The organism is Aeromonas sp. FDAARGOS 1416 (assembly GCF_019048085.1).
Taxonomy (GTDB): Bacteria; Pseudomonadota; Gammaproteobacteria; order Enterobacterales; family Aeromonadaceae; genus Aeromonas; species Aeromonas veronii.
This window is the reverse complement of record NZ_CP077301.1, coordinates 4,225,458-4,232,500: the sequence shown is the minus strand read 5'-3', so window position 1 is coordinate 4,232,500 and position 7,043 is coordinate 4,225,458. Positions and strand designations below refer to the sequence as shown.

Here is a 7,043-nt window from a genome sequence, read left to right as displayed (position 1 = left end):
TGCTCTCCCTTGCGGCACATAGCGCGGGTCTGCCCATCACGTTGTCGATGGCCAGTCACCTGCTCAGCGCAGGCGGTATGGGCACCATGATCATGGGCATGATTGCGCGAGTCTCCCTCGGCCATAGCGGTCGGGCCTTGCAGGTAGGACGCAGGATCACTGGCGCATTCGCCCTGGTTATCGCCGCCGCCACAATGCGGGTGGTGATTCCCCTGCTCTGGCCTACTTATTCCCTGCATGGCTGGAACCTCAGCGCGCTTGCCTGGATCGCTGCCTATGGTCTGTTTGTCTGGGTCTATATCCCGATACTGATCCGCCCCAGAGCAGATGGTCGACCGGGTTGATGACTGCGGAACATGTTCAGGGTGTTGCCACCGGATAGTGGATGAGGTTGTGGAAAATAGCCGGGGCTATGCCGAGATTGCGATAACCGTGGGGACGATCGGCAGCAAAACGCACCGCCTCTCCTTGCACCAATGAGCGCCACTCCCCTTCCACCAGCACATCCATCATGCCGCTGATGACGATGACATGCTCGGTCACTCCCGGCTCATGGGGCTCGGATTCACGCTGGTAACCCGGCAACAGGGTCAGCTCAAGCAACTCGAAACCAAACCGGTTTTCATAAGGGAAGAGGGGGGCCACTTGCATGCCCTCTCCCGCTGGCTGCTGGCGAATGGCATCGGCGGTGCGATAGAGCACCTCCTCCTGCACGGCTGGTGTGGGCTCAATGAAACTGGAAAATGAGACTCGAAAACCGGTGGCTATCTTCCACAGCGTCGCCACTGTCGGGCTGGACTCTCCCCGCTCAATCTGCCCCAGCATCGCCTTGCTGACACCCGTTTCGCGCGCGGCGGCATCCAGGCTCCAGCCGCGCTCGCTGCGCAGCCCCTTCAGTCGAGCAGCCAGATGCTGACTCATCTCTTGCATAACTGCCTCTTTATTACTCTTGCACGATGCGCCTTGTGCGCTATAGCGCACAGCGATATAGTCAAAGTTTTATTGTACGTAATAACGCACAGCGCGTCACAACGCCAAGAGGAAGAGTCATGCCCTTCGCCCTCCCCCATCTGGTCGCAGGCTTTATCGCCGTGATGGTCGGCTACACCAGCTCCGTCATCCTGATCATCCAGGCCGCCACGGCAGCGGGTGCTGATACTGCCCAAGTTGCCTCCTGGCTCTGGACGCTGGGGATCGGCATGGGGGTGAGCTGCATCGGCCTCTCTCTCTATTACCGCATGCCCGTACTGACCGCCTGGTCCACACCGGGCGCGGCACTGCTGATCGCCACGCTGGGCAACTTCACTCTGGCGGAATCGATCGGCGCCTTTGTGATCTCCTCCCTGCTGATCACGCTGTGTGGCATCAGCGGCTGGTTCGACCGTTTGATGAAACATATCCCGGCTCCACTGGCCGCCGCCATGCTCGCTGGCGTGCTGCTCAGATTCGGATTGGATCTGTTCAAGGTCGCCCCGCAAGATCCCTTGCTGCTTGGCACCCTGCTGCTGGCCTTCCTGCTGGGTCGTCATCTCTGGCCCCGCTATACCATGGTGCTGGTACTGGGAGTGGGGATGCTGATCTGCAGCGTGCGGGGGGATTTGCAAATGGGCACCCTTCACTGGCAACTCGCCAGCCCGGTCTGGACATGGCCAGCCTTCTCCCTTGATGCTCTGTTTGGTATCGCGCTGCCGCTGTTCATTGTCACCATGACATCGCAAAACATGCCGGGAATTGCCATCTTGCGGACCCACGGCTATCAGCCTGCCACCTCCTCACTGATCAGCTGGACCGGCCTGACTGGCCTGCTGCTCGCCCCTTTTGGCGGCTATGCCTTCAATCTGGCCGCCATCACTGCCGCCATCTGCATGGGCAAAGAGGTCGACCCGGATACCAAGCGCCGCTGGCCTGCTGCGGTTTGGGCGGGTTGCTTTTATCTTGTGACCGGCTGCTTCGGTGCAACCGTCGCAGCCCTGTTTAGCGCCTTTCCGGCAGCCCTTGTCACCTGCATCGCCGGATTGGCACTGCTAGGTACCATCGGCAGCAGCCTGCACTCCGCCTTGCAAGAGGATGAAGCGCGAGAAGCTGCGCTGCTCACCTTTATCATTACCGCGTCCGGGATCAACCTGCTCGGCATCGCGGCAGCCTGCTGGGGTCTGCTGATTGGTCTGGCTATCTATCAGTTCCAATTATATCGACAAAGGAATCAATTGAACCTCAAACCGTGAACCTCTGCACACTATCCAGATAAAATGATTCACAAGTGAAACTAATTTCCTTCTAGTGGCGTCAGGGCGCCAATCTTCCCGGACATGGTGCCCTGTCAGGTTCCATGCAACGGAGTATAAAAATGAAAAATCAGGCTGTCTTGTTACTACTGGCCATACTGGGTGCTACGAGCGTCCAGGCTGCCGATACGGATCGAGAGCTGGCTCGCCAGCTCGCACTTCAGCAGAAAAACCTGCTGCCCCTGCTGAGCAATCAGCAATACCAGAGCCCGCTTCCCAATCTGCTGCAGAAGGCCAGCCCGCGCCTTAAGCGGCAGGCGACCGATGCCAACCAGGCGGCCATCAGCCGGCAAGGACTGGATGGCGAGGTCAAGCAACTGATGCAGTTGCGGCTGGCCAACACCGATCAGGCCGCTGCACTGCAACAGGGCGTCGAACCGCTGGTCGCCTATGTTCCAAGTGGAGATGAGAAGAGCTGGAGCGCCATTGAAGCGTTCGACAGCGCTGGCAATCCCGTCTATCTGGATGTGGACAAGGCACCGGCCCGGCCGGTTCTGGTAGTCGAAGCCGATCCCGTCAAAGCCAAGAACGCAGGCTTGAAGGTGATGCGCAAGGCGCTGGCCGATGCGGATCTGCAAAGCGCTCCGCGAGTGGCGGCCAGCACGGCGCCACTCAAGACCAGTATCCTGAAAAAGATCAGACTGAAGGATGATCAGGAGCCCTGGCTGCTCGGCGCGGCCGAAGTGTATGCGGTGGTCGCAGGGGTCAATCCCAGCCGGGATGAGCCTGTGGTCGATATTGTCGACATGCCCTACCTCGACTATGACAACACCGACTACACCCCCAACCAGATCCTGGTTTACTGGGATCGCTATCGCTGGGGTGCCGTCGATGTGGTGATGATGGAGCAGGATGACAACGTCAACTACAAGGAGCTGAGCGCCCTGCTGATTGAAGCTCTCAAACTCGGCTTTACTGCGGGTGGCGTGCCGGAAGCCCTGCCCTTCCTCGATCTCGGCGGTCGCATCGTCAAGGCGCTGCCCGACTCCTGGATGACCAACAACGACGACTATCTGGATACCTTCTACACACTGGAGCAGGATCAGGTCTATCGCCAGTATCCGGGGGCTGCCGGTAATGCGGTTATCGATCTTGAGCCAAAAGAGATCGCCCCGACCAGACCTTGATAATCAGCCATAACGAAAAAGCCAATGAGCAACTCATTGGCTTTTTGCTTTTATCGCGGTGACCACCGGTCAACCCTTGGGACGAACCCCCAGAGTATGGCAGATGGCATAAGTCAGCTCGGAGCGGTTCAGGGTATAGAAGTGGAAATCCTTCACCCCTTCCTGACTCAGCACGCGCACCTGATCGATGGCGATGCTCGCCCCCACCAGATTGCGAGTCATCTGATCGTTATCCAACCCCTCGAAACGCTGATGCATCCAGCGCGGGATCTTCACGTTGGTAAAACCGGCAAACTTGGCCAGGGTCTGATAGTTGGAGACCGGCAGGATCCCCGGCACGATTTCGGCATCAATACCGATGGCGGCGCAGCGATCCCGAAAGCGCAAATACGTTTCCACATCGAAGAAAAACTGGGTGATGGCGCGGTTGGCACCGGCATCAATCTTGCGCTTGAGGTTGAGCAGGTCGGATTGGGCACTCTTGGCCTCCGGGTGCCCTTCCGGATAGGCGGCAACCGAGATATCGAAGTCAGCCTCCGACTTGAGCAGGGCAACCAGATCGGTGGCATACATATCCGGCTTCTCCAACCCCTGCGGCAAGTCACCGCGCAGAGCCACGATATGACGAATACCGCTATTCCAGTAGTCGCGGGCGATGGTGCGTAGCTCGTCGCGACTGGCATCGATACAGGTCAGGTGCGGCGCCGCAATCAGGCCTGTCCGTTCCTTGATGTCCTTGATCACCTTGTGGGTGCGATCACGGGTGCCAGAGTTGGCGCCATAGGTAACGGAGACGAACTTGGGTTCCAGCACTTTCAGCCGTTCGATGGACTGCCAGAGGGTATTTTCCATCCCTTCACTATTGGGCGGAAAAAACTCGAAACTGACCGATATATCGCCATTCAAATCTGCCAAGCTCTGGTTGAGCGCCTCAACCTGACGTGCACTGTGAAATCCCATCTGCTCTTCTCCCTGTCCTGCAATCCATCTGCCTACGTCAAAACGGATGTTTGGACGTCTAAACGTCTTTATATTTATGAGTAAAACGACACAAAGTCAACAGGGATTTACCTCACATCCGATCTGACGAACTTCATATTTACAAAATTAACGGTACGTAACCGAAAAGTGCCCATCCCAAAATCGCCCCAGTCGAGTTATGATGGGGGCAGATCGTCCTGGACGTTCTGAATCTGCGTGTGATTGTTTGGCCGGAGGTTTCTCCGGCCCCTTTTCATCTATTTCCCACTCCTGCCGATAACAGAATGAGTCTTTGCAGGAGCACCATCATGGATACCCACCCCGGCTTTGCCACCGACTTGCTGTTCGATCGCTATCAGGGCGAGGTTGTTCAGCACGATCAGTTCTGGGCGGTTCGCACGCCGGATGCTCCCGACTATTACTTCGGCAACTACCTGCTACTCCCCAACCCACCCAGCGACCGTGACAAAGGCTGGCTGGAAGCCACATTTGATCAGCTGATCGGCCAGGATCCTCGAGTGCGCCACCGCACCTTCCAATGGCCACTAGCAGCCGGACAAAACAGCCGGATCGCCGGTTTTGTCGCAACGGGTTACCAATATATGGAGTGCGTGGTGCTGGCGCTGGATGAACAGAGTTGCCCACCTCCTCACGGCGACATGAACAAGGTTGAGGCACGTACCTTCACCACTCCTGATTGGCCTGAGTGGCTCGACTTCGAACTCCATGAACGGGATGAGGGACACTCGGAACAGAGCTATCTTCCCTATCTGCGATCCCGCCAGGCGCTCTATCAGGCCATGATTGCCGATGGTCTCGGGGACTGGTGGGGGATCTGGCAAGAGGGGCAACTGGTCGCCAGCTGTGGCCTCTTCTTTTACGGCACACTTGGGCGCTTCCAGTTGGTACGCACGCACCATGCGTGGCGCAATCAGGGGTTATGCCGCCAGCTGCTGAGTCAAGTGGCTCGCGCAGGATTATCCCGTGCCAAACAGCTCATCATAGTGGCTGACGAGCATTACCATGCCCAGCGCCTTTACCGCTCTCTGGGGTTTGTCCCGGTTGCCCGCATCGGCAGCCTCTGCCGCTGGCCCCACGAAGCACAATAAAGCGATTTATGCTGGCCACGAGCCATAAAAAACGGGAGGCGATGCCTCCCGTTTTTATTGATGCAGATGACCTATTGCTGTGGCTGCTGTGGCGCTTCCAGCTCGTTGGAGAGCGCCTGCTCCACCTCATCCGACGGCGCCGGTAATGGGGCAGCGGCCGCTGATGCGGGTTCTGCGGGAGTCACAGCAGGTGACACCACGGCCGATGTTTCACTGGTCGCGGGAGCTGCGGACACCTCAGTCGTCGGCGCTGAAACTGGAGCAGGGGCAACCGCATCACACTGACAATCCGCGCTCTTGGCCTTGTTGCCCTGATGAGGGGCATACCAGCCCTTCAAGCCACTTTCCAGTCGATCTGCGGCAGCCTTGGGATCCATCTTGCCAAGCAGCACCGCCTGACTCACCTCGGCCAGTTCATCCCCCAACTTGGGCGTACCACGGGAGAGGATCTGGGTCGCCACCCGAATGGTCGAGTCACACTGATCGCGCCACTCCATCATCTCTTTGGCCGCCGGATTGGTGACATCGAAGAAGTGGTTGGAGAGGGAGAAGAATCCCGGCAGCGAGTTGGTATAGAGCTCGGCAAATTGCGGCGTCGTCAGCCACTGCAGGAAAGCCATTGCACCCTCTTTATTCTTGCTGGCCGGATTCATCCCCATACCGATATCGGTGTGGTCGGTAAAGAAACAGCCATCACCCTGTTTGGCCACCGGCGGACGCATGACGCCAAAATCGACCTTGCCGGTGAAGGAGGCAATCTCCCAGGAGCCCGCCACGTAGAAGGCGGCCTTGCCCGAAGTGAACAGCTCGTTACTGGTCGCATAATCGCGGCTCTCGCCACCTTCACCGAGGTAGGAACGCCAGCGGGCCAGCTCGTCGAACACCTTCACATATTGCGGGTTGTCCAACCGCTCCTGCCCGCCGATCAGTGCCAGACGACCATCTTCCCCTTTCCAGTAATTGGGGCCAATGTTCTGGAACCCCAGTTCGGAGGCAACCCAGCTCTCGGAACCACTCATGGCCAGCGGCACATAACGCCCGTCGGCCTTGATCTTGTCCAGCACGGCGAAGAACTGGTCGCGGGTTTGAGGCAAGGTGATCCCCAATTCACTGAGGATCTTCTTGTTATAGAAGAAGCCATGGATCACCGAGGCCATCGGCACACAGAAGGTCTGGGCACCGGAGTCCGTCTGCCAAGGTGACTGGGCAAAACTCGGGAAGTTCTCCATTCCTGCCATTTCGGTCAGCTCGGCCAGATGGCCCGCCTTGAACAGGGCGAGCGAGTCATCAAACGGACGACAGGTAATAAGATCCCCCGCCTTACCGCCTTTCAGGCTCTCCCACAGAGTGGGCATGTAGTTGACGTTCTGCACCGGATGAAAACTCACCTTGATGCCGGGATGCGCCGCTTCAAAGGCCGGGATAATTTTCTGCTCCCACAACGCCTTGTCATCGGTTCGCCAGCTTTCAATCACCAGCTCGCTGGCCATCAGCTGGCCACACAACAGGAGACTCAGGGCTCCAATCCACTTTTTAGACAT

The 7,043-nt window shown here is 58.0% G+C and carries 7 protein-coding genes (1 of these 7 only partly in view); 4 read left to right on the top strand and 3 right to left on the bottom strand.

What is annotated here, in order from left to right; translation table 11 throughout:
- Positions 1-344, top strand: partial view of an NnrS family protein gene (locus I6L46_RS19270; protein ID WP_216976780.1) — the end only. It extends 853 nt beyond the left edge of the window; the window shows 344 of its 1,197 coding nt (coding positions 854-1,197); its start codon lies off the left edge, out of view; its stop codon occupies positions 342-344.
- 16 nt (positions 345-360) lie between these two features.
- Here the strand turns inward: I6L46_RS19270 and I6L46_RS19265 are convergent, their stop codons facing one another.
- The gene (locus tag I6L46_RS19265) at positions 361-930 is read right to left on the bottom strand and encodes a helix-turn-helix domain-containing protein (protein ID WP_216976778.1); all 570 of its coding nucleotides are present in this window, start codon (positions 928-930) and stop codon (positions 361-363) included.
- Between the two features lie 119 nt (positions 931-1,049).
- On the opposite strand from I6L46_RS19265, the gene I6L46_RS19260 reads away from it, so the two are divergent.
- The gene (locus I6L46_RS19260; protein ID WP_216976776.1) at positions 1,050-2,225 is read left to right on the top strand and encodes a benzoate/H(+) symporter BenE family transporter; all 1,176 of its coding nucleotides are present in this window, start codon (positions 1,050-1,052) and stop codon (positions 2,223-2,225) included.
- A gap of 122 nt (positions 2,226-2,347) precedes the next feature.
- On the top strand, positions 2,348-3,412 hold the full coding sequence (locus tag I6L46_RS19255) for a DUF3103 family protein (protein ID WP_108541792.1): 1,065 nt from the start codon (positions 2,348-2,350) through the stop codon (positions 3,410-3,412).
- Between the two features lie 69 nt (positions 3,413-3,481).
- Here I6L46_RS19255 and metF read toward each other — a convergent pair whose 3' ends face one another.
- Positions 3,482-4,372: a methylenetetrahydrofolate reductase gene (gene metF / locus I6L46_RS19250; RefSeq protein WP_005340191.1), complete on the bottom strand. Its 891-nt coding sequence runs from the start codon at positions 4,370-4,372 to the stop codon at positions 3,482-3,484.
- A gap of 329 nt (positions 4,373-4,701) precedes the next feature.
- On the opposite strand from metF, the gene I6L46_RS19245 reads away from it, so the two are divergent.
- Complete coding sequence (locus tag I6L46_RS19245; protein WP_216976774.1) at positions 4,702-5,502, top strand: GNAT family N-acetyltransferase; 801 nt, start codon at positions 4,702-4,704, stop codon at positions 5,500-5,502.
- A gap of 71 nt (positions 5,503-5,573) precedes the next feature.
- Here I6L46_RS19245 and I6L46_RS19240 read toward each other — a convergent pair whose 3' ends face one another.
- Positions 5,574-7,043 (bottom strand): ABC transporter substrate-binding protein, encoded by a 1,470-nt coding sequence (locus tag I6L46_RS19240; protein ID WP_216976772.1) that lies wholly within the window; start codon positions 7,041-7,043, stop codon positions 5,574-5,576.